At 64.4% G+C, this 22,450-nt stretch carries 19 protein-coding genes; 4 read left to right on the top strand and 15 right to left on the bottom strand.

The annotated features are described in order from the left end of the window. The first annotated feature begins 38 nt into the window (after positions 1–38). A complete protein-coding gene (locus ACWFUC_RS24405) occupies positions 39–659 on the top strand; it encodes a riboflavin synthase (protein ID WP_489623650.1) in 621 nt (206 codons plus the stop codon). 26 nt (positions 660–685) lie between these two features. Here ACWFUC_RS24405 and ACWFUC_RS24410 read toward each other — a convergent pair whose 3' ends face one another. The 9 genes from ACWFUC_RS24410 to andAc all read right to left on the bottom strand — a co-directional run bounded on the left by ACWFUC_RS24410 (position 686) and on the right by andAc (position 9,114). Then, positions 686–1,549 carry an alpha/beta hydrolase gene (locus ACWFUC_RS24410; RefSeq protein ID WP_489623651.1) on the bottom strand — a complete coding sequence of 288 codons (864 nt, stop codon included), beginning with the start codon at positions 1,547–1,549 and terminating at the stop codon, positions 686–688. A 72-nt stretch (positions 1,550–1,621) separates the two neighbouring features. Further along, positions 1,622–2,332, bottom strand: coding sequence for an ABC transporter ATP-binding protein (locus ACWFUC_RS24415; RefSeq protein ID WP_039784237.1), 711 nt, complete (start codon positions 2,330–2,332; stop codon positions 1,622–1,624). Further along, on the bottom strand, positions 2,329–3,096 hold the full coding sequence (locus tag ACWFUC_RS24420; protein WP_489623652.1) for an ABC transporter ATP-binding protein: 768 nt from the start codon (positions 3,094–3,096) through the stop codon (positions 2,329–2,331). Before ACWFUC_RS24420 ends, ACWFUC_RS24415 begins: the two co-directional genes overlap by 4 nt. Further along, positions 3,086–4,039 carry a branched-chain amino acid ABC transporter permease gene (locus tag ACWFUC_RS24425; RefSeq protein WP_489623653.1) on the bottom strand — a complete coding sequence of 318 codons (954 nt, stop codon included), beginning with the start codon at positions 4,037–4,039 and terminating at the stop codon, positions 3,086–3,088. The genes ACWFUC_RS24420 and ACWFUC_RS24425 overlap by 11 nt, the downstream gene beginning before the upstream one ends. Before the next feature lie 8 nt (positions 4,040–4,047). Beyond that, on the bottom strand, positions 4,048–4,962 hold the full coding sequence (locus tag ACWFUC_RS24430) for a branched-chain amino acid ABC transporter permease (RefSeq protein ID WP_489637383.1): 915 nt from the start codon (positions 4,960–4,962) through the stop codon (positions 4,048–4,050). A 12-nt stretch (positions 4,963–4,974) separates the two neighbouring features. Beyond that, positions 4,975–6,153: an ABC transporter substrate-binding protein gene (locus ACWFUC_RS24435; protein ID WP_287019793.1), complete on the bottom strand. Its 1,179-nt coding sequence runs from the start codon at positions 6,151–6,153 to the stop codon at positions 4,975–4,977. 102 nt (positions 6,154–6,255) lie between these two features. Further along, on the bottom strand, positions 6,256–7,329 hold the full coding sequence (gene andAb / locus ACWFUC_RS24440) for an anthranilate 1,2-dioxygenase ferredoxin subunit AndAb (protein WP_489623654.1): 1,074 nt from the start codon (positions 7,327–7,329) through the stop codon (positions 6,256–6,258). Positions 7,330–7,336: 7 nt separating this feature from the next. Continuing rightward, a complete protein-coding gene (gene andAd, locus ACWFUC_RS24445; protein ID WP_209534193.1) occupies positions 7,337–7,837 on the bottom strand; it encodes an anthranilate 1,2-dioxygenase small subunit AndAd in 501 nt (166 codons plus the stop codon). Next, on the bottom strand, positions 7,834–9,114 hold the full coding sequence (gene andAc, locus ACWFUC_RS24450; protein WP_209534194.1) for an anthranilate 1,2-dioxygenase large subunit AndAc: 1,281 nt from the start codon (positions 9,112–9,114) through the stop codon (positions 7,834–7,836). The genes andAd and andAc overlap by 4 nt, the downstream gene beginning before the upstream one ends. 257 nt (positions 9,115–9,371) lie before the next feature. Between andAc and ACWFUC_RS24455 the strand changes: the two genes are divergently transcribed. Both ACWFUC_RS24455 and catA read left to right on the top strand, forming a co-directional pair. Then, positions 9,372–10,532: a muconate/chloromuconate family cycloisomerase gene (locus ACWFUC_RS24455; RefSeq protein WP_489623655.1), complete on the top strand. Its 1,161-nt coding sequence runs from the start codon at positions 9,372–9,374 to the stop codon at positions 10,530–10,532. A gap of 64 nt (positions 10,533–10,596) precedes the next feature. Then, positions 10,597–11,508 (top strand): catechol 1,2-dioxygenase, encoded by a 912-nt coding sequence (gene catA, locus ACWFUC_RS24460; protein WP_134223157.1) that lies wholly within the window; start codon positions 10,597–10,599, stop codon positions 11,506–11,508. An 81-nt stretch (positions 11,509–11,589) separates the two neighbouring features. Here catA and ACWFUC_RS24465 read toward each other — a convergent pair whose 3' ends face one another. Next, a complete protein-coding gene (locus tag ACWFUC_RS24465) occupies positions 11,590–12,492 on the bottom strand; it encodes a LysR family transcriptional regulator (protein ID WP_039784226.1) in 903 nt (300 codons plus the stop codon). A 425-nt stretch (positions 12,493–12,917) separates the two neighbouring features. On the opposite strand from ACWFUC_RS24465, the gene ACWFUC_RS24470 reads away from it, so the two are divergent. Then, complete coding sequence (locus ACWFUC_RS24470; RefSeq protein ID WP_204725905.1) at positions 12,918–13,934, top strand: AraC-like ligand-binding domain-containing protein; 1,017 nt, start codon at positions 12,918–12,920, stop codon at positions 13,932–13,934. A gap of 330 nt (positions 13,935–14,264) precedes the next feature. On the opposite strand, the gene ACWFUC_RS24475 is transcribed toward ACWFUC_RS24470, so the two are convergent. The 5 genes from ACWFUC_RS24475 to ACWFUC_RS24495 are packed head-to-tail and all read right to left on the bottom strand — an operon-like array spanning position 14,265 to position 22,442. After that, positions 14,265–17,537: a hybrid sensor histidine kinase/response regulator gene (locus tag ACWFUC_RS24475; RefSeq protein ID WP_489623656.1), complete on the bottom strand. Its 3,273-nt coding sequence runs from the start codon at positions 17,535–17,537 to the stop codon at positions 14,265–14,267. Between the two features lie 8 nt (positions 17,538–17,545). Further along, entirely contained in the window at positions 17,546–18,205 is a 660-nt protein-coding gene (locus ACWFUC_RS24480; protein ID WP_039784218.1) for a response regulator, read from the bottom strand. Positions 18,206–18,229: 24 nt separating this feature from the next. Then, positions 18,230–19,051: an EAL domain-containing protein gene (locus ACWFUC_RS24485; protein WP_489623657.1), complete on the bottom strand. Its 822-nt coding sequence runs from the start codon at positions 19,049–19,051 to the stop codon at positions 18,230–18,232. Positions 19,052–19,062: 11 nt separating this feature from the next. Further along, on the bottom strand, positions 19,063–19,833 hold the full coding sequence (locus ACWFUC_RS24490; RefSeq protein ID WP_489623658.1) for a fimbrial biogenesis chaperone: 771 nt from the start codon (positions 19,831–19,833) through the stop codon (positions 19,063–19,065). Further along, positions 19,830–22,442, bottom strand: coding sequence for a fimbria/pilus outer membrane usher protein (locus tag ACWFUC_RS24495; RefSeq protein WP_489637384.1), 2,613 nt, complete (start codon positions 22,440–22,442; stop codon positions 19,830–19,832). The genes ACWFUC_RS24490 and ACWFUC_RS24495 overlap by 4 nt, the downstream gene beginning before the upstream one ends. Between the last annotated feature and the right edge of the window lie 8 nt (positions 22,443–22,450).

Raw genomic sequence — 22,450 nt, forward strand, 5'->3', positions numbered from 1 at the left:
TGCTTTTTCTTTCAGATTTTTTGTATCAGGACTGAATCATGTTTACAGGAATCGTTGCCGCCGTCGGCACCATCACCTCCGTCACCCCCCTGGCAGCCGGCCCTGACGCCGGTGTGCGCCTGACCATCGATGCGGGCAGCCTGCCCATGGCCGATGTCGGCCTGGGCGATTCGATTGCGCTCAATGGTGCCTGCATGACCGTAGTGGAGAAGACCGCCAGCGGCTTTACCGTCGATGTCTCGCGGGAAAGCCTGCGCCTGACGGCCGGGCTGGACGCCCCTGGCGAAGTCAATCTGGAAAAGGCCCTGACCCTGGCCGAGCGCCTGGGCGGCCACCTGGTCTCCGGCCACGTCGATGGCCTAGGACAGGTGCATTCCTTCGAGCCCGTGGGTGAATCGCGCGAGCTGATCGTCGATGCCCCCAAGGCACTGGGCAAGTACCTGGCTTACAAAGGATCGATCGTGGTCAATGGCGTGTCGCTGACGGTCAACCGCGTGGAAGACCTGGCCGATGCCTGCCGCTTCTCCATCAACCTGATTCCGCATACGGTGGAAGTGACCACGCTCAAGCATTTGAAGGCGGGCAGCAAGGTCAATCTGGAGATTGACCTGATTGCGCGCTATGTGGAGCGCATGCTGTCTTCCTCGAACGCTTCCTGAGCCTCACGCCTCCCTGCAGGTCGTCCTCAGGGGCGGCCTGCATCACCGATCTCCGCAATCACCGCACGGCACACCGGAGTGTCTCCATCAGCCAGCGGGAACAGCACCGTGTAGTGATGCGTCTGCGGCACCACGTGATGCGCCACCACCTGCGGCCAGCAGTTGGCCATCACGGCCGCCTGCAGGTGGAATTGCGCGGTCTCCAGTTCACCAATGATGGTATGCATGCGCGTACCCGTGGGCCCGGCCTGCAGCACCGGTGAGAGCGCATCCGCACGCTGCTCGTCCAGCGTCAGTGCCTTGTTGAGCGAAGTCGGGATCAACGGCACCAGATCGAACACGCCACTGATGGCAAAGACGGCCTGCACCGGCAAGGCACTCGCCTGCGCGGCCACGAAGGCCGCCAGATGGCCGCCCGCCGAATGCCCCATCAGCGAGACACGATTCACATCGATGCCCAGGCGATCCGCCTGCTGCGCAATGGTGGCAAGCAACGCCTGTACCTCTGCCACCATGTCCTCAATGCGAGCCTGCGGGGCCAGCGAATAATTGATCACCGCCACGCTGATGCCCGCCTTGACGTAAGGCGCGGCGATGAAGCCGATGTCACGCTTGTCGCCGCCCTGCCAGTAACCACCGTGGATGAACACCAGCAAAGGCCGCTGCGCCCCTTGCGCACGATAGAAATCGAATCGCTGAAGCGGTGCATCACCATAGGCGATGTCGGACTCGGTCAGCAAGGTAGTGGCAATGGCGGCCGTCGCCTGCTGCCACTGCTGCAGCACCTGCGGGAAATCCGGAAAGGCGGCCTTGAGGTTGTAGCCCGCTTCGCACTCGGCGATGGGGCAAAGAACGCGGCGAGCGTCCGTCTCGACTTGATTGGGGAGCATTCAGTTTTCCTTAATGCTGTTTGCCACAGCATTAAACCTGCGTTAATGATCAATATCCGCGCAACAAGCACCTCACACGCTCAGATACTGATCCCACAATTCCGTCTGCACCGACAGCTGCGCCGAATCACCCTGCCAGACCACCTTGCCCTTTTCGAGGATGGTGTGCTGGTCGGCAAAGCCGATCAGACGCTTGATGTACTTGTCGATGACGATGATGGTCAGCCCATATTCGCGCAAGGCTTTCAGGCAAGCCCAGATTTCTTCCCGCACCAGCGGCGCCAGGCCCTCGGTGGCTTCATCCAGGATCAGCAGATGCGGATTGGTCATCAGGGCCCGGCCGATGGCCAGCATCTGCTGCTCGCCGCCGGAGAGCTGGCCGCCGCCATTGTGGCGGCGCTCCTTCAGGCGCGGGAACTGCTGATAAATCTTTTCCAGCGTCCACGGATTGTCACGGCCGTTGCGCCGCGCCGCGAAGGCGGACAGATTTTCTTCCACGCTCAGGTTCTTGAAGATCTGCCGTCCCTCCGGCACGATGGCGATGCCGCGCCGGGCAATTGCATCGGCACTGGCGCTGTGGATGGCTTCGCCACGAAAGCGCACCACGCCGCCGGTCGGGCGATTCAATCCGAGGATGGTGCGCAGCGTGGTGGTCTTGCCCATGCCATTGCGGCCCAGCAGGGTTACCACTTCGCCTTCCCTGACCTGCATGTCGATCCCGAACAGCACCTGGCTCGCACCATAGCCGCCGGTCAGGCCTTCCACTTCCAGCAAAGCACTCATTGCGTTTCCTCCTCGCCCAGGTAGGCCAGCTTGACCTCGGCATTGGCGCGGATCTCGTCCACGCTGCCGGTGGCCAGCACCGCCCCCTGTACCAGCACCGTCATGCGGTCGGCGAGGGCGAAGACGGCCTCCATGTCATGTTCCACCAGCACCACCGTCAGTTCCTCCTTGAGGGACTGGATCAGCGCAATCATGTCGCCGGACTCCTCATGCCCCATGCCGGCCATCGGTTCATCCATCAACAGCACGCGCGGACCGCAGGCGATGGCCAGGCCCACATCCAGCCGACGCCGCGCTCCATGCGAGAGCTGCGACGACAACTGATGCACGACCTTCTCCAATCCGACCCGGCGCGCCACCGTCATGGCCGCTTCGCGTGCGGCGCGATCACTCGCGCTGGCATGGAAGAAGCCATAGCTGCGATGCTGCCCGCGCTGTACGGCCACCTGCAGGTTGTCCAGCACGCTCAGTTCATCGAAGACGCTGGTGATCTGGAATGAGCGCACCAGCCCGGCTGCCACACGCGCCTGTTCCGCGTGGCCATGCATGGGCTGGCCGAACAGGTAGACCTCGCCCGCATCCGCAGCCAGCGCCCCGGAGAGCAATGAGAGCAAGGTCGTCTTGCCCGCACCATTGGGACCGATGATGGCGTGCACGTGGCCCGCCGCAATCTCCAGGTCGACATCGCGCGTGGCCGCCAGGCCGCCGTAGTTTTTCTTCAGGCCCTTGACCGAGAGAGCCACCGCTGCCTGTTCATGCCCCATGCGGCTCTCCCTGCTTGAGTGTCTTGCCGATGGTGGCCAGCGAACTCACGCCGCGCGGTGCCACCATGACCACCAGCAAGAGGATCAGGCCGACATAGATCTGCCAGTATTCGAAATGGGTCGACAGCACTTCCTCCAGCAACAGGAAGGCCGCTGCACCGAGCAGGCCGCCGTAAAAATAGCCGACCCCGCCCAGCGCCACCATCACCAGCAGGATGCCGGACTGCGACCAGTGCAGCAGCTTGGGGCTGGCAAAGAGATTGCTCATGCCGATGAGGCTGCCGGCCAGTCCCGCGATGACGGCGGCGATCACGAAGGCCGCCAGCTTGTAGCGCAGCGCCGGATAGCCGATGGCCTGGGCGCGCCGCTCGTTCTGCCGGATGGCGTTCAAGGCCAGCCCGAAGCGCGAGGCCAGCAGCCGCTGCAGCAGCACGAAGCTGGCCACCAGCCAGGCCAGCACGACCCAGTAGAAGGCGTTGTCGCCGCTCATGTCGAGGCCGAAGCCCAGCAGCGGACGCGCCGTCACCTGCAGGCCATCGTCGCCGCCGTAATACCGGAAGCCGACGAAGAAGTAGTAGAACAATTGCGCCAGCGCCATGGTGATCATGATGAAATACACCGCCCGCGTGCGCAGGGCAATCACCCCGATCACCAGGCCGACCAGGCCCGTCACCAGCGCGGCCAGCAGCCAGATCAGCCAGGCGCTGGTCACGCCATGGAAACTGGCGATGGCCGTGACATACGCACCCAGCCCGAAGAACACTGCATGACCAAAACTGACCATGCCGCCGTAACCAAGAATGAAATTGAGGCTGGCCGCCACCATCGCAAAGATCAGGATGCGGGTGACCACGCCGATGTAGTACTCCATCCCGCTGGCCTGCGCCAGCAGCGGCAGCAGCACCGCCAGGACGAGCAGCAGGAGAACGAACAGACGTTGCATGGGATTCCTCAGGTACGGGCAGGGAACAGACCGCTGGGGCGCCAGAACAGCACCGCGATCATCACCAGGTAGATCATCATCGAGCCCAGCGCCGGACCGACCGAGGCGGCCGCATCGGCACTGAGGAAGAGCGCGAAGAGCTGCGGCAGCAAACTGCGCCCCAGCGTATCGACCACGCCCACGATGAGCGCGCCGATGGCCGCGCCCGGCACCGAACCAATGGCGCCGATGACCACCACCACGAAGGCCAGGATCAGCACGTCATCGCCCATGCCGGCCTGCACCGCCACCAGCGGGCCCAGCATGATGCCCGCCAGCGCCGCCAGCAGCAGCCCGAAGCTGAACACCAGCCGGAACAGCAGGCGGATGTTGATGCCCATGGCCGTGACCATCTCCAGGTTGTTGGCCCCGGCGCGCACCCACATGCCGATGCGCGTGCGGTTGATGAGGAAGTACAGCGCCACGGCCACCACCACGCCCACCGCCATGACCAGCAGGCGATAACTGGAATACGGCAGCCCGAACAGATTGACCGGCCCGGCGAAGGCCGGCGGCATGTTCAGCGGCAGCGGCTGCGGGCCCCAGATCATGCGCACGCCATCGTTGAAGATCAGGATGAAGGCGAAGGTGGCCAGCACATGCACCATGTGATCCTTCTTGTAGAGCCGCCGGAACACCAGCCACTCCAGCAGGAAGCCCAGCGCTGCCGTGGCCGGCAGGGCCACCAGCAGGCCCAGCCAGAAGGAACCGCTGGCCCCGGCCACCACCGCCGCCACGTAGGCGCCGATCATGAAGAAGCTGCCGTGCGCCAGGTTCACGAAGTTCATCACGCCAAAGATCAGCGTCAATCCCGAAGCGATCAGGAACAGCATGACGCCGAACTGCAGGCTGTTGAGCACCTGCTCGAAGATCAGATTACCCAAGGTGCACCGTCCTCAAGGCATCTTGCATTGACCGACATAGGCGTCGACGTGATCGGGCAGCAGCGTCTGGGTCATGTTGTTGACGTACTTGCCGTCCGCGCCCTTGGTCACCACCCGCGCATACTGATTCTGGATCGGGAAGTGATTGGCCGCGAACTTGAAGCCCCCGCGCACCGACTTGAAGTTGGCCGCCTTGATGGCTGCAATAAGGGCCTCGCGATTTTCGACCTTGCCGCCGATGGTTTTGACGGCGCTGTCGATGAGCATGGCCGCGTCATACGCCTGGGAAGCGAACATCGAGGGCTGATGGCCGTATTCCTTGATGTAGGCCGCCACGAAGGCGCGGTTCTGTTCATTGGGCAGGTCGGCCGACCACTGGCCGGTGTTGGCCACGCCGGCGATCAGGTCGCCGTTGGAGAGCATCTGCTGGTCCGCATCATAGGCGGGCATCACGCGCACGATCTTGGGGTCCATGCCGGCGGCTGCGTATTGCTTGACGAAGTTCACGCCCATGCCGCCCGGCAGGAAGAAATACAGGGCATCGATATTGGCGGCACGCAACTGCGCGATCTCAGTAGCGAAATCGAGCTGGCCCAGCTTGGGGAAAAGTTCGACGGCAGGGTCTTTCTTGAGGAAACGCTTGAAGCCTGCCGAGGCATCCTTGCCCGCCGGATAGTTGGGAGCGATGATGGCCACGCGCTGGTAGCCCTTGTCGGCCATCAGCTTGCCGGCCGCTTCATGGGTGGCGTCGTTCTGGTAGCTGGCGCTGAAGAAATACGGATTGCAGCCCGCACCGGCCAGTTGCGCCGGACCGGCATTGGCGCTGACCACCACGGTCTTGCTGGCGAAGGCCGCCGGGGCCACGGCCAGCAGGATGTTGGAATAGACGAAGCCGCTCAGGATATCGACCTTCTCGCGCTTGATGAGGCGGTCCGCGCCCTGCTTGGCGGCATCGGGGCTGAACTGGTCGTCGACCACGATGACTTCGGCGGGCACGCCACCGAGCTTGTTGCCCAGCATCTTCATGGCCAGCATGAAGCCTTCGCGTTCATCCACGCCAGGGGCACTGGCCGGGCCGCTCAGGGTGGTCAGGAAGCCCACCTTCACCACATCGGCCGCCTGCGCGGACAGGCTTGCGCCCGCCGCCATCGCCATCATTACCGCACCTGCCACTTTAGTGAGTCGATTCATGCCTGGATTCCCCTCTAGATTCTTTGGTTTGAATTCGGTGTGAAGCTGGAAGCGTAGCGGCGCGTGAAACCTGGATTTCACCGCAAGCCCGGCCTGGAAAAACTATTTACGCAGGTCGGCTTTCGAGACAAAGGCATCCGCAAAGAAAGCCGTCCCCGGCAGGCCGCAGGTGGCCGTGAAATCGCGCCGCGCTGACTCTACCACGACCGGCGCGCCACAGGCATAGACCTGATACGACTGCATCGCCGGTACATCCTGCATCACGGCCTGGTGGACGAAGCCGGTGCGTCCGCTCCAGCCGCTGGCGGCATCGGCCTCGGACAGCACCGGCACGTAATCAAACCAGGGCAGGCTCGCCGCCCAGTCGCGGCACAGTGCATCGAGATACAGGTCGGCGGCACGGCGACCGCCCCAGTACAGGCGCATCGCACGCGTGCTGCCGGTGGCGACGGCCTCTTCCACCAGTGCCTTGACCGGAGCAAATCCTGTGCCACTGGCCAGCAGGATCACCGGCTGCGTGCCCTCGCGCATGAAGAAGCTGCCGGCAGGTCCTTCCAGCGAGAATTGCTGGCCCGGCTGCATGCCATTGAAGAGGCGGTCCGTGAATAGTCCGCCGGGCAGGTGGCGCACGTGCAGCTCCAGCAGATCACTGCCGTCCCTGGCATAGGTCGCCATGGAATAGCTGCGGCGCTGGCCGTCTTCCAGCAGCAGATCGGTGTACTGGCCGGCGCGATAGGACAGCGGCGCTGCACAGCGCAGGCGCAGGATGGCCACATCCGGAGCGGCGCGCGTGATGCTTTCCAGCGTGGCCTGCACTGACTGCAATGCCGGTTCGGTGCTGACGATGGCGGCTGCATCGCCCTCCCCGCCCACGCCAATCTCGACCCGCCCCGCGACCACACGCACCGGGAAGCTGCGCACCGCCTCGGTCACCGGCGCACAGCGCGGTGCACCGCTGCGTATGTCGAACAGCCCCTGGTGCAGCGGACACTCGACGCAGCCATCTTCCACATAGCCATCGGAAAGCTTGGCATTGCCGTGGGTGCACAAGTCCTTGAGCGCAAAAATCTCCTCGCCCAGGCGGAACACTGCCACCGCCTGGCTGCCCGCGCGGGCCGCGGCCACTTCGCCCTCGGCGAAATCATCGGCATGGCCGACATCGAACCACTCGCTCATGGCCGCCTCAGATCGGGGTGGCCAGCAAGGTCGCCACGCGCAGCGTGTCGTAGATCACGCGGCGGCGGGCATAGCGCCAGCCGGCCTCGGTCCTGACCACGCGGTCCTCATAACGGCCGGCCTGGTAGACGAAGGACTCGCCGTTCTGCAAGGTCTGCACCACCACGTAGCTCGACTGCGCATCCACCGAACCGTCGGCGTTCTGCGTGAACACCAGCCCCGAAGTCATGTGGCGATAGGTGTGCGCCTCGTAGATGTTGGCGTGGCGCAGCGAGAGCACGCGATCCTGCAGCATCTTCTTGCTGTCGCAATAGATGATGCCGATGGGCAGGCCGGCATCGGCGTTCTCGCGCGGCACGATTTCATACAGGCAGTCGTCGGTAAAAAACTCCGGCCACTGTTCCAGGCGGTCGTTGTCGAGCGCATGCACGTAGCGCTCCTGCAGTTGGTGCAGCTCAAACCACAAGCTCATCTGTTCCATGTTTTGCATCTGCTTTGCCTCGCTCATGCCTTCTCGATGGACGGGAAGCCCATCAGTTTCTGGTAGCCCATCCAGAACTTGCGGATCAGGCTTTCGGTAATCAAAGTGTCTTCCTGGTCGGGGTTGTCGCGCGCCATGTCGATCACCGAGCAGTGGTCCGGGTCACGGGCGGTGCCACGCTGTACCAGTTCGGTGGCCTCGGTGTCTTCCATCGAGATGTAGCCGGCCGGCCCCACCAGGTTGGCCTGCTTGATGCGCAGCGCGCGCAGCTCGGGGGTGTCGTCCTCGTAGCCGAAGAAGTGGAAGACCAGTTCGAAGTTGCTCGGTCCCTTGGGCAGCAACTGGCGCGCCACCAGGGTGTTATGGATCTGCTGCACCACCAGCTGCGGGAAGATGGGCTGGATGTGGTTGGTGGTCAGTTCCTCGAATTCCTTGATCTGGCCCAGCACCGACGGATCCTGCAGCGAGAAGCCCTCGTCGAAGGAGCGGATCTCCTGCTGCTTGTAGGCATCCGCCGTCTCCACTTCATTCTTGGTGGCGGTGATGATGCTGTGCAGGCCGTGGTGCTTGTCGGCCAGCGAGCGCGCCTTCATGCCCACGCGGAAGATGTTGAAGGTGGTGTGGAACAGGTGCAGCAGGCTGGCGTGATACGGGTCCTTGACGTTTTCCAGGTAGAGCTTCCAGTTCGACTTGGAATACTGGCGCGTGCAGCCGAGGTAGACGATGGGCTTGTGGAAGATGCGGTCGATCCACGGGCGCATCTCGGCGCCGATGTAGTCCGGCAGCGATTCCACGGTCTCGCTGAAGGTAGCGAAGACCAGGCCCTTGTAGCTGTCCACGCGCAACTGGCGCAGGCCGTGGCACTTGGGATCGAAATCCTTGGCCATGCCGGTGGCACCCTTCTGGCCACGGCGGAAAGGCACGCCCAGCAGGTTGCCGCGCGAGTCGAAACTCCACTGGTGATAAGCACAGCTGTGCGAACTGGCATTGCCGCGCGGCGTGCGGCAGACGATGGCGCCACGGTGCGAACACTTGTTGACCCAGGCGGCCAGGCTGCCATCTTCGGTGCGGGTGACTACCACCGGGGTGTCGCCGACGAAGGTACTTTTGTAATCGCCGTTATTGGGAATCTCGGCTTCCAGTGCCAGGAAGCTCCAGGTCTCGCCACGGTAGATGCGTTCCTGCTCCAGGTCATAGACCTCTTTGGAGCTGAATACCTTGTAAGGAGTGCGTGCACCATCGGTGCGGGGGAATTGCACCAGCGGTGCATAGCCTTGCTGTTCGAGTTCGGTGGATGTGCTCATGCGACGGTCCTCATCGTTGGATGCCAGGCGGGGCCTGGACGATGAGCCATCTTAGGCAGAGTGTGCAAGGACGAATATCCGCCATTTGCATAGTTGCGGGGCAGTCTTGTCCGTTTTTTGCATACCTTCCACGTTATACCCAAAAGGTATGCAGCATGCCCGAATCGGTCTTGGACACCCGGGCGGCTTTGTTCCTATCATCCATTCCAAGTCAGACATCGTCAGCATTCGCCTTCTTCTTTTCTACGGACTGCATCTTGAATTCCACCCTGCCCGCCACCTCCATCGAAACCGTCGAGGTCCTGCTGCTGGACGTTCCCACCATCCGCCCGCACCGTCTGTCGATGACCACCATGCACCGCCAGACCCTGGTGCTGGTGCGCATCACCGGCAACGATGGCGTGGCCGGCTGGGGCGAGGCTACCACCATCGGTGGCCTCGCCTATGGCGAAGAAAGTCCGGAAAGCATCAAGGTCAACATCGACACCTACATCACGCCGCTGCTGTTGGGCGCCGATGCCAACCAGATCGCCGCGCGCATGCATCACATTGCCGAGCACGTGCAAGGAAACCGCTTCGCCAAATGCGCCATCGAGACCGCGCTGTCGGATGCGCTGGCGCGCCGCCTGGGCGTGCCCCTGTCGACGCTCTTCGGTGGCCGTGTGCGGGAAAGCCTGCCGATTGCCTGGACCCTGGCCAGCGGCGACACGGCGCGCGACATCGAGGAGGCCGAGAAGATGCTGGCCCAGCGCCGCCACAACATCTTCAAGCTCAAGATCGGCGCGCGCACCGTAGAGCAGGATTGCGCCCACGTGGCCGCCATCAAGCGCGCCCTCGGCGAGCGCGGCAGCGTGCGGGTGGACGTGAACCAGGCCTGGACCGAGACCGAGGCCATGCTGGGCATGCAGCTGCTGGCCGATGCCGGCGTGGATCTGGTGGAGCAGCCCATCGCCGCCGGCAATCACGATGGCCTGGGCCGCCTGCGCCAGAAGAACCGCATCGCCATCATGGCCGACGAAAGCCTGCATGGTCCTCAGGATGCTTATCAACTGGCCCGCGTGGGTGCTGCCGATGTGTTCGCCGTGAAGATCAATCAATCCGGCGGACTGGCCGGTGCGCAACAAGTCGCGGCCATCGCCGCTGCCGCCCAGGTCGAACTGTATGGCGGCACCATGCTGGAAGGCGCCATCGGCACCATGGCCTCGGCCCAGTTGTTTGCCACGTTTGGCACGCTGGCCTGGGGCACTGAACTGTTCGGCCCGCTGCTGCTGACCGAAGAAATCCTGGCCACGCCGCTGCGTTACCGCGACTTCGCCCTGGAACTGCCGAGCGGCCCCGGCCTCGGCATCACCCTGGATGAAGATCGCGTCAACGCGCTGCGCCGCGACCGCAAGACCCCGCTGGTCTCCGTGGCCTGAACCATCGGCCCGGACCAACCGCACTCACCCCCACACATATCCAACCAGAGACAGGAGAGACAACGTGGACAAGAAAGCCATCGACGCCGTACTGCAAAAAATCGAAAGCACCGAACTCGCGGAGGGCAACCAGCGTGTCAAGACCATCGTCAACCGCCTCGTGCGCGACATGTTTTATACGATTGAAGAGCTGGATGTGCAGCCGGAAGAATTTTGGGCTGCCGTGGATTATCTGACCTCGGCGGGCAAGTCGGGCGAGTTCGGCCTGATCGCCGCCGGCCTGGGCTTCGAGCACTTCCTCGACCTGCGCATGGATGAAGCCGAAGCGCGCCGTGGCGTGCAGGGCGGCACCCCGCGCACCATAGAAGGACCGCTGTACGTCTCGGGTGCGCCCGAGCAGAAGGGCTTTGCGCGCATGGACAAGGATCCGCAGCCGGGCGACACCCTCTTCATGCAAGGCCAGGTTTTCGACGAGCACGGCAAGCCGCTGGCCAATGCGCTGGTGGAAGTCTGGCACGCCAATCACCTGGGCCGCTATTCCTTCTTCGATCCGGACCAGAGCCCGTTCAACCTGCGCTGCTCCATCCGTACCGATGACCAAGGCCGCTATCGCTTCCGCAGCCGCGTGCCGGTCGGCTACAGCGTGCCGCCGGGTGGCGCGACCGACCGCCTGCTCAACAAGCTGGGCCGTCATGGCAGCCGTCCTGCGCACATCCACTTCTTCGTCACGGTACCGGGCTATCGCAAGCTGACCACGCAGATCAACATCGCCGGCGATCCGTACCTGTGGGATGACTTCGCCTTCGCCACCCGCGAAGGGCTGGTGCCGGAACTGAAGCACGTCACCGATCCGGCCGAGATCCGCAAGCATGAAGTCGATGCGCCCTTCTATGCCATCGAGTTCAACTTCAACCTGCTGCCGGAACAGAAGGACCTGCCCAAGGCCGATATCAATCGTCCGCGTCTGGCCGCGTGATCCTGCGCTGAACTGAACGACCACGGGCCATGCGATTGCATGGCCCGTGTGCATTGCATCTCGCCCTTCGGAGGCCTGCGATCAGGCGTACTCCTCGGCATGCATGCGCGCAATCGAGGCCGCTGTCGACCGTAATGTTTGCAGCAACAGCGAGCGGTCGTTGGCGCGGAAATTCATGATCACCGGCGAATGCACGCCCTTGTTGGACAGCGGCCGGTACACCACATCCGAACGATGCAGCCCCTGCACCGAACGCGGCACCAGGGTCACGCCCACGCCAGCGGCGACCAGGCCGATGGCGGTCTGCATCTCGTTGGCTTCCTTGACGATGGCCGGCCGCAGGGCGCGGCTCGAAAAAATGTCCAGCACCTGGTCCGCATAGCTGGGACGGGGCTTGGCCGGATAGAGAATGAAACGTTCCTCGGCCAGCTGCGCCAGCGTCACCTTGCTGCGCGCCAGCAGCGGATGGCCCAGCGGGAACACCGCCACCAGCGGTTCTTCCACGATGGTCTCGCAGAGGATGTCGGGGTCGCTGATGGGCAGGCGTCCGAAGCCTACATCGATGCGTCCGGACTTGAGCGCCTCGATCTGTTCCATGGTCACGATCTCGGAAAATCCGATTTCGATGTCCGGCATGTCGGCGCGGAAACGCTTGATCATCTCGGGCAGCAAACCATACAGCGCCGAGGGCACGAAACCGATGTTGAACCAGTGCTGCTGTCCGTGGGCGATGACGCGCGTTCCTTCCTCGATCTGTTCCAGCCGGGACAATACCTGCAAGGTCTGTTCATAGAAAAACTTGCCCGCCATGGTGAGCGCAATCGGACGCGAGGCGCGGTCGATCAGCTCGGCCCCGAGCATTTCCTCGAGCTGGCGGATCTGCCGGCTCAGGGGCGGCTGGGCGATGTGCAGCAATTCGGCCGCACGGCTGAAACTGAGCGTGCTGGCGACGGCATTGAAATACTTGAGATGACGCAGTTCCACACTACCTCCGAGGCATACCATGATGCTGATTTGATATTGTACGTTCACCCGCCAAGCGCATAGAATCGGCGATCAGCCGGCCGCAGAGCCGTGCCCCACAGCAACGAGGCCCGCGTCCACGGCAGCAGGGTCCGACCAGAAGACCGTAGAGGAGACCGACATGATCCACCCCGCCCATGCTGGCGCGCTTTGTTCTGCGCACCGCCGACGAGCTTCCATCCCGGGCATGAAACTTGCACTTGCATGACGCTGAACGCAGCCGCCGCTGGCTGAGGGAAAGCAGACAGCGCGCACTCCGTTCGCATCGTCCATGAAGGTGCATGGCAGACCGGATCCCGCGCCGTCTGCACGCAGCAGCACCCCACCCCGGTACCACCGCTCTTCCGCCACCGGCCCGTGCGGAAGGGCAGCGTTAAGAGGTTAACATGCTCAACACTGTCCATGCGCTCAGTCTGGAGCCCTTGTATCGTCGCCGCGTTTTTCACTCCACCCGCAAGGTCGACTGTCACGCCCAGGTCGCCAACGAACTCGCGGAACATGACCTGTTCTGGAAGGGCGACGATGTCGATACCGTGCTCTTCAAGGCGGCGATCCAGCAGTTGCAGATCTTCATGCTCAAGTATGGTGCCGAGGTCGTCGTGCGGCCGCGCCTGTTCAATGGTTTTGCGCTGGTCCACATGACGCTCTCGGGCAGCGCCGAGATCGAATCCGATGGCCGCAAGGTGTGCATCCCGCAAGGCCATACGGCGCTGATCGCACCAAAGAAGAATCTGCGCCTGTGGTGGCAGGCGGGCTCCGAGCAACTGATCCTGAAGGTGCCGCTGGCCCTGTTCGAGGAATTGCGTGCCGTCGGCCAGCGCGGCCCGATGGAGGTCCCCTCGGTGTTCCTGCTGCCGCAGCAGGCCGCGCCTTATTGGGACTTGCTGATCCAGTCGCTGCTGCGCGTGCTGGCCCTGCCCGGCCAAGGGGCCGGACAGGGAGAATGGGTGCAGCACTTCGAACGCAGCGCTGCGCAATTCCTGCTCTCGCAACTGACGTCCACGGTGGAGCCCGTGCATGCCTCCAGCAGCGGTCAGCGTGCGGCCAGCGAATCGGCCGACAGCCTGGTCGGTGCCGGCAAGCTGCAGCGCCTGGACATGCTGGAGCGCTACATCCGCAGCCGCCTGTGCGCGCCGCTGGCGCTGGCCGACCTGGCCGGTGCGGCCGGCGTGAGCGTGCGCGCGCTCAATGCGCTGTGCCACCAGCAATATGGCGTGGCGCCGATGGACCTGCTGCGCAACATCCGGCTCGATGCCGTGCGCGAGCGCCTGCTCACGCATCCCGGTGCCAACATCACCGATACCGCCTTCGAGTTCGGCTTCGGGCATCTGGGACGGTTCTCGGCTTACTATCGCGAGCGGTTTGGCGAATTGCCCAAGCAGACGCGCAGCGTCACGCGCTGATTTTTTGGCCCTGCACCACGCGACGGCATCCTCGCCCGTTCTTGCACCAGCGCGCAGCAAGGCTCACACCGCGTGCCTCCCTTGTGAAAAAAACGGGAAAATCCGCGGCTGCATGACGCAGGCGGCGGATATTTTTTGGTCAATTCCTTCACCAAGATCGCCGCAACAAGCGTGGGCATGCGCATGTCCACGCACGCTGCCTGTCGGGAAATTCATCCGTGCTTGTTACCACCGCGCTTCAGGATCTGCAGAGCGGCCATTGTGGTGTGCACAGCCCCGAACACTCAATCGACAGCAAATGGGGGATGAACATGAAGAACTTGTTCGCACTCAACTGGCAGACTCCATGGCCTGCATCCATTCCCTGCAGGCCGCCAGCGCCGAGGGCTCGCCCGCCGTGATGGCGTGCTGGAGTTCGACGCTGCGTGCTGCCAGGTCATCCAGCCCCATGGCTTGCAGTCCCCCTTGCAGGCGATGCAGGATGCGCAGCACGCGTTCATGCTCACCGCGATCGATGGCTTGCTGCAGCTTCTCTTTTTCTGCCGGCCAGCTCTGCCGGAATGCCTCCCGCACTACCCGTTCAAACGGATCGACCGGCACCGTCTGCACTGCCTGCAACGATGGCGCAGGCACCGTGCGCACCAGGCGCGCCAGGATCTCCTGCATCTGCTGCAGCGAGGCCGGCTTGGTCAGCAGGGCATCGAAGAGCGCCTGCGGCCATTGCCCCAGACTGCCCGGCCCTGCCGCCGTGGTGGCGATGATGCGGGCGTGCGGCTGCTGCTCGCGCACGCGCGTGGCCAGCGCCACGCCATCCAGACCGGGCATGCCGAGATCGGTGATGAGCACATCGGCCGGGTGCGCCTGCCATTGCGCCAGTGCATCCAGACCATCGCGGGCCAGCCGCGGAGAGGCGCAGCCCAGCGCCTGCAATTGTTGCTGCATCAAGGTCAGGTTCACATAGTCATCCTCGACCACCAGTACGTCGAGTCCGGCGGCCACACTGACCAGCTCTGCCACCGGTAGTGGCTCCACAGCAGCAGGCTGGCTGGCCAGCGCGCGCAGCCAGTCGTGCCGGTCGAAGGCGCTGACCTGTTGCCAGCCAGGCGCAAGACTGGCGCGCATGGCCACGTCAGGACAGATCAGCACGGCCGGCACGGACTGGTGTTGCGCGCAGGCGATGAAATCATCCACGCAATCCGGTGCGACCAGATGGATCACAGCGCCGGGCGCACTGGCGCTGTCACGCCGCGCTGCACCCCACGCGGCGAGATAGTCGCGGAGCGTAGCTGCCATGTCCGCATCGTGACAATGCAATGCCACGGTCTTGCCTGCCAAGGGGCGCGAGACCGGCAGCGTGCCGCCTCCCTCCACCAGCGCCAGCGTGATTTCCGCACCGAAGACGCTGCCCCGGCCCGGCTCGCTGTCGAGGGTGATATCGCCTCCCATCAGCTCGGCCAGGCGGCGGCACAGCGACAAACCGAGGCCAGTGCCGCCGAAGCGCTGGCTGATGCTGTCATCGGCCTGTTGCAGCGACTTGAAGATGCGTTGCCGGGCGCTGGGCGAGACGCCGATGCCGGTATCGCTGACGTCGAAGCGCACCACCATGCGCGCCGGTTCGCGGCGCAGGAGCCGCACCGACAAGCGGATACGCCCCTGCGCCGTGAACTTGACGGCATTGCCGACCAGGTTGTGCAGGATCTGCATCAGCCGCCGCGGATCGCCCAGCACCGGTGCTTCCAGTGCCACGGCGGGCAGGCAGGAGAAGCTCAGTCCCTTGTCCAGTGCCAGCGGTGCGAACAGCTGCGCGCACTCTTCCAGCAAGTCGTTGAGCTGCATCGTTTCCGAGGCCAGCGTGATGGATTGCGATTCGATCTTGGTGATGTCGAGGATGTCGTTGACCAGCCCCATGAGCATGTCGAAGGCATGACGGATCAGCTCAATGCGTTGCCGCTGCGGCAACGACAGCTCTTCCCGCGCCAGCAGCTCCATATGCCCGATGGCCCCATGCAGGGGCGTGCGGATCTCGTGGCTGACCTGGGCCAGGAACATGGACTTGGCCTGGTTGGCGCGGTCGGCCATGCTTTTGGCTTCGCGCATGAGGGCTTCGTGCGCCTTCTGCATGTTGAGGTCGATCATGCCCAGCAACAGCACATCCTGGCCCGAGAAACGGGTGCGCGACCAGACCGCGCCCAAATGACTGATGCCGCCATCGCGCAGCGGCAGTTCGGCTTCGATCATGGCCTGGCGCAGATTGTCGCCGACCCGCACTGCGGTGAGGATCTGCGCGTAGAAGGCCGCGCAGGGCAGCGCCGACTGCTCCAGCATGCGCGAGGCCACCGCATTGCGCAGTACCACTTCGCCGGAGCCGGGCGCATAGACGGCGATGCCGACCGGCAGGGTATCGATGATGGTCTGGCTGAACTGACGGCTCTCCACCATGGCCAGCGCCTTCTTCTGCAGCGGCCCGATCACGCAGCGGTCGAAATACAGGGTAGCGACCCAGACGAAGAGCAACGCAAACAAACCCCAGACGGCCCCCGTCGTGAAGTCGCCCTGCAAGCCGGCCAGCACGTCGCGCCAGGTGAAGGTGAGCACCACCACCCACTCCGGCCCCTCGATGGTCTGGGCAATGAAGAAACTGCCGTCATCGTGGAAATGGCCGACGTGATCGTGCGGATCGGTGGCATGCCGCACATGCTCCTGGATGTGGCGCATCAGCAGCGGATTGACGTGTGGATCGGGGCTGCTCAGCAAACGTGTGCTGCCCTGCCCTTCAAACACCATCAGGCCGGGCATCTCTTCGTTCTTCATGAAGAACTGGCGAAACTGGCTGGCCGGCACCGAGAACACGGCCGTTGCCTGATCGCCCTTGTCCAGCGCAATGCGCACGGCCAGCCGGGTCACGGCCGAGCGCTGCAGCGGTGCGCTCAAGGCCGGACTCATCCACAGCACGCGCTGCCCGGTGCTGCCCTGGGCGCGCGCCGCCCGTTCGCGCTCGGCGGCGAAGGCCGCATCGACCGGCGCGCTGATGGCGCTGATGTAGGGCGAGATGCCGAGCCGGCGTACCTCTTGCTCTTCCGCGCCGGACAGCGGCGGCGAGACCGCCAGGAAGCCGGCCTCTGCGGTATAGATGAAGCCGTCCAGCGTGACGCCGGGCTCGGCCGGATTGAACATCGGCAAGGCCGAGGCCTGCCGCAGCAGGAGCAGCAGCGTGGCCAGGCGCAGGCGGTCGGCGGCGGTGTCACCGCGTATCACGAGCGAAAAAGGCACCACCGTCAGACTCTCGGGACTGCGGGTAATATCGCCGGGATCGACACGCTCGCTGTAGGTATCGAGCACCATCAGTTCCTTCTTGTAGAGATGCTGCAGTCGGGCATACATCTCGGCGAACTGGACCACCCGCGCGGTGAGGCGATCGACCTCGGACTTGATCTGCTCGCGCTTGCTGGTGAAGCTGCCGATCTGCCGTTCGCGGAATTGCGTGAAGGCGCTGTAGCCCAGAAACATCACCGCGCAGACGATGGCCACCGACAGCAGCGTGGCGCAGCCATACAGGAGCCGGCGATAGTAGCGCTCCGACAGGGCAAGGATCTGGCGCGGCATCGCTGCTCTCAGTGGCCCAGGTTCTGGAAGATCCGGCTCAGTTCGACGTCATTGCTCACCCCCAGCTTCTTCATGGCCGCCACCTTCTGGTTGCTGATGGTTTTGGGACTGCGGTTGAGGCGCTCGGCGATGTCGCTGATGGACATGCCCTGGCAGATCATGCGCGCCACCACCAGCTCGCGCTCGGACAACTGGGCCAGCCCGGTCTGGCGTGCGTTGACATTGAACAGACTGCCCAGCAAGGCCGACGACAGCGACTGCGGCAGATAGACCTGGCCGTGATGGACGCTGCAGACGGCTTGCGGCAGGTTGACGAAATCACTGCGGTTCTTGCCGATGAAACCGGCCGCCCCCAGCTCCAGGGCGCTGGAAATGATCTGCGGCTGGGCATGGGCACTGAGGAAGATCACCTTCATCGCCGGATGCTGGCGGCGCAGGCGCTTGAGCAGGTCCAGCCCGTCGGCCTGGGGGTCATCATCAAAGGCATAGTCGCACAGCAGCACGTCCACCGGATCGCGCTCCAGGCAGCTCATCAGCTGCGCGATGCTCTCGGCCGAGAAGGCCAGCGCCAGGTCGGCGCAGGTGGCCAGGATGGCTTCGATGCCCCGCAACACGACCGGATAATCATCTGCGATCCCGACCCGTATCAATGTCCCCTTGGTCGCCATGTTGGCATTCCCTTTCCGCGCTGCTCAGTTGGTGGCCGCCTGGCCCCGGCGGCGCTGCATCTGCCGGAAGAACTCCGGCATCGCCAGCGGCCTGGCGAAATAATATCCCTGGAAACGTCGCACCCCCATCCGGCGCAAGCGCTGCCACTGCCCCCGGGTCTCGATGCCTTCGGCGGTGACGGTCGCATCGAACTCGGCGGCCAGGCTGACGATGGTTTCGATGAGGCGACTGTACAGGGAATTGCCCTGCATGGCAGCAACAAACGATCGATCGAGCTTGAGGCAACTGACGCGGCCGCAGGCCAGCTGGTGCAGGCGCGCGTCGCCGATGCCGAAATCATCCAGGGCGATGGCGATATCGGCCCGCTCGCACTGGGCGAACAGGCGGCGGCAGCGCTCAGGTCCAAGGTCGGCACCGCGCTCGGGCATCTCGATCATCAACTGCAACTGCGGCCACGGCAGGCGGCGCAGCAGGGCCTGGCACTGGGCCACCAGCGATTCGCCCTGCAACTGCTCACCACAGGCATTGAAGGACAGCACGAAGGGCTGCCGCAGACAGGCGGGTGCGCTGCTCCACGACGTGCGCACCTGCTGCAGCATCTGGCGCGTGGTGGCGGCCAGCAGGCCCTCCTCGGACAAGCGCTCCAGAAAAACCGATGGTGCCAGCACACCGGCGTGCGGATGCTGCCAGCGCATCAGGATCTCGGCCCCCTGCCAGTCGCCGTCCTCACCGACGATAGGCTGCAGGAAGGGCTGGAACTGACGGCGACGCAAGGCCAGCAGCAAGTGCCTGCGCTCCATGGGCGGGGGGGCGGCAGAGTGGGCGCAATGAGCGGCGGCATGCATGGGAATTTCCTTCATGGCAGGTTGGGCGGCATCAGGGACCTTGTGTGCTCGCTGGATCGCCCGTCGTCATCGATGAGCTGGAAGCTCAGGCGCGGCTGCTGCCACGGCAGGGTGGCATCGTCCACGGGCAGCACGAAGACCTGTTCGCCATAGGGCGGTGCCATCTGGTCGGGGGCGGCGCGCGGCACCAGTTCGCGGCGACCATCACTGACCTGCAGGCTGGCAAGGGAAGCAAAATAAGGGCTGTCATTGCGGCAGACCAGGGCCCATTGCCCGGCTTGCCATTGCAGCCGGAAGTGCAGCGCATCGCTCCACTGCGGCCCAGGATCGGCAAGGCCGGCGGGACGATGGAACACCTTGATCTGGGTATTGAGCCCGAGCAGCAAGCGCGGCGCGCTTGCCTGCGGCGCATCCGCCAGCAGGGGGATCTCGTAGAGATTGAGCCAGAACACCGATTCGCGATCGGTCGGCAGCGGCTCGCCGGTGGTCAGCACGCGGACCTGGCCGATGGCCTGCGGCGACAGCCGCTGCACGGCAGGCAGGACGAACAGCGCAGACTGGACCGTGTCCGGTGCCTGGCTGCCCTCGCCCTGGTCCACCCAGCTCTGCAGCACCACCGCATGCGGATTGGTATTGGCCAGGCGCAGGCTGAGTTCGCGTGCTCCTTGGCTGAAGACGAGGCGCGTGCGCTCGGGCATGACCCCGGCCTCGGCACGCATGCAGCAGAGCAGCATGGACAGCAGCAGCCAGCCTGCCAGCCAACCGATCCGGCAGCGGCTCATTGCGGGGCTCCCGTTGCGCGCGGTTGTGCGGCCTCTGCCGGCAGGAACTCGGCACGGCGGGGTGCAGCCACACAGGCCGCTTCCAGCCGGATCAGCTCCTGCGCCAGATCCTGCCCCTGCAGATCGTAGCGCGCGGAACAACGCTCCTGCTGGCCGTCGCCCCAGCGCACCAGCAGCTCGCCCTGCAGCTGGTCGGTGCGCAGATAAGCCTGGCTGCCCTGCCCGACCATGCCGATCACGCCGCCTTGCGCATCGAGCACATCGGCTCCCATCGGCAAGGGCGAGGCGCCATCGCGCTGCAGGCGAATCAGCAAGGCGTGGCCGGTGCGCGTCCTGAAACTGAGCTTGAGCGTGGCCCCGGCATACGGGATGACGGTGCGCTGGCTTTCCAGCAATTCAGTCTTGTGGCGCTTGCCGCTGGCCGCCAGTTCGACCACGTTGCGATGATAGGGCGAGAGCGAAGGCAGCAAGGCGTAGCCGTGGCTGTCGATCACCGCTCCCTGGCCGTTGAAAAGACGCGCACCTTCCGCCCCCTTGGCTTCGATCAGGGCAAAGGTATCGCCCAGATAGGGGCCGAGGGTGATACCGCCGGCATGCACGGCGAGCGCACCGCGCACGTTGCCGGCCACCTGCCAGTAGTCGCGCCCGTGCGTAAGATTGAGATTGAGGTTGGCCTTGGGCAGACGCGCGCCGAGGTTGCCGTTGATGCTGTCCTGCTGGCCGCCCGGCACATGGCTGGCCCCCACGCTGTAGCTGAGCTGGCGCTCGCCCGCCAGCATGCCGGACACCTGGGTCTGATAGAGGTCCTGGTCCGCCGCCCGGACCACCGACGTACTGGCGACAGGCCGCTCACCGCCCTCGCGCCCCAGCGGGATCGACAACGACAGCATCAACGAGGAGCCCGGTTGCGCCACCGCTGCCAGCCGCCCGTCCAGATCATTGGCGGTCCGCGCCACACTGCTGACCTGCTGCCGCTGGAAGGCGAGGTTCAGGCTCACGCCGTTGCGCCACAAGGTCGAATACCCGAACTGCAATTGCGTGATGCGGCTGCGGTCATGGTGGAAGGTCTGGGTCAGGCCGGAGAGATAGAGCGAGCCCAGGCTCCCCAGTTGCTGGCTGAGCGAGAGATCGATGCGCGAGTGCTGCTGATAGCTGGTGGAACTGGCCAGCGAAGAGAATCCGGTACGCCGCACCTGGCGCTCGCTGATCACGTCGGCCAGTTCGCGGTAACCGGACGTGGAGTAGCGATAGCTGGCGATGGAGAACTGCGTGCCGGTGACATCGAAGGCCCGTGAATAAGACACGCCCATCATCCAGCCGCCACGCGCACCGCCACCCGTGTCGGCATGCGAATAGTTCAGCGACAGGCCCAGCGAACCGGCCGGCCCGGCCAGGGTGGTGCCCAGCACCGCCGACTGGTATGCCGGCGCCAGGCGCAGTCCGAGGCTGCCGGTCATGCTGTTGCTCAGCCCGCGCTGGTAGAGCGCATCCACGAACGGCAAGCTGCTGTCGGTATCGCGGGTCCGGCCCAGTGTGACGCTGTAACGCTCACTGCCAGGCCGCATCGATTCCGGCAGCGCCGAGTAAGGCACGCTGAAGCGGGATCGGGTGCCATCGGCCTCGATGACGGTGACATCCAGATCGCCGTTGTAGCTGGTCGGATACAGATCGTCGATCACGAAACTGCCCGGAGCGACGGTGGTGCGGTAGATATCGCGCCCCTTCTGGCTGACGATGACCTGAGCGTTGCTGCGCGCAGTGCCGCGAATGACCGGTGCATAGCCGCGCTGCGAATCGGGCAGCATGCGCTCGTCCGAACTCAGTTCCAGTCCCTGGTAGGCCAGTCCCGACAGCAGCTTGCCGGAGGTATAGCTCTGGCCCACCGTCAGTTCGCTGGTCCAGTCGGGCAAGGCGCGGCGGGCATAGGTGCGCACCGGATTCCAGCGCAGCCCGCTGCGGCTGTCATAGCCCAGGCTGCCTTGCTGGCGCAAACGCCACAGGCCCAGGTTCACGCCGCTGTTGGTAAAACCGTAGACCGAACTGCTGCTGGCCTGGGCGGTATGGGCGTAATACTGGCTGATGCTGTAGTTGAGGAAACCCATGCTGTCACCGGCATCGTAGAGCGCGGGATCGATGTAGCCCCGTGCGACATGGTTGCGTTGCGCCTGCGGCAGGCTGACATCCAGCCGCAGGCGTGAGAGATCGAACACGGCCTGCGCCCCGGGCGCCAGCTCGTCGATGCGGGCGCACTCGCGCTGGCCCAGCTGCGCGACCAGATCCTGCCGCAGGTCGAGCAAGACGGCGTCCTCGGCCTTGAAGCAGGCCGCCGCGCCCATCCCTTCGACCAGGTCGAAGCGCAATGCACGACGGTGGCTGTAGCTGCCATTGACAAACACATCCACACTGTAGATGCCGGGCTCGACATTGCCCACGCGATTGAAACGTGACAGGCTGCCCTTGTTGATGGGCGAGGCCATCTCCAGCGATTCCAGAAATCGATAGCTGTTCTCCGCCGGGCCGGCCACGGCCACCGGCCAGGCCAGCAGCCCGGCCCCGAGCGACAGGACGGACCGGGCCACGCGCCGCAGAGGCGAGGGATGCACACTCACCGTGATCA

The sequence above is a fragment of the Herbaspirillum sp. Her4 genome, from assembly GCF_057961335.1.